The following is a 356-nucleotide window of genomic DNA, read 5'->3' on the forward strand; positions in this document are numbered from 1 at the left end:
GAACAAGTGGCCTGACAGCGCATGGTTGCCAGGCTCATATGTCGGTTCAAGCGAAGTCAAAAGGCCCCTCGAAACGGCCTATCGGCACCCAGTGGGTAATAAGACCGGTGTCGGCCTTCCAGTGGTGCAGCAACAGCGCGGGAGGCTCGACATAGGAAGCGTCGGCAGCATCCGGGCGCAGTTGCAAGGCAATGGCCGTCGTCGTGCTCGGGGCCGTACACATCAGCGTGCCGCCAAAGCGCAGCTGCATGAAACGATGAATATGACCGCAGACGATTCGCTCGACAGCCGGGTATCTGGAGACCACCTCGGCCAGCCGCTCGCCCCTTTCACAGCGATAGGCGTCGATGCAGTGA

General features: G+C 61.0%; 1 pseudogene. It reads right to left on the bottom strand.

Annotation, left to right across the window (positions count from 1 at the left end):
* Positions 1-46: 46 nt before the first annotated feature.
* A pseudogene (locus ALO43_RS24160) lies at positions 47-356 on the bottom strand (phosphodiesterase); the annotation flags it as partial.

The sequence above is a fragment of the Pseudomonas tremae genome (assembly GCF_001401155.1).
Taxonomy (GTDB): domain Bacteria; phylum Pseudomonadota; class Gammaproteobacteria; order Pseudomonadales; family Pseudomonadaceae; genus Aquipseudomonas; species Aquipseudomonas tremae.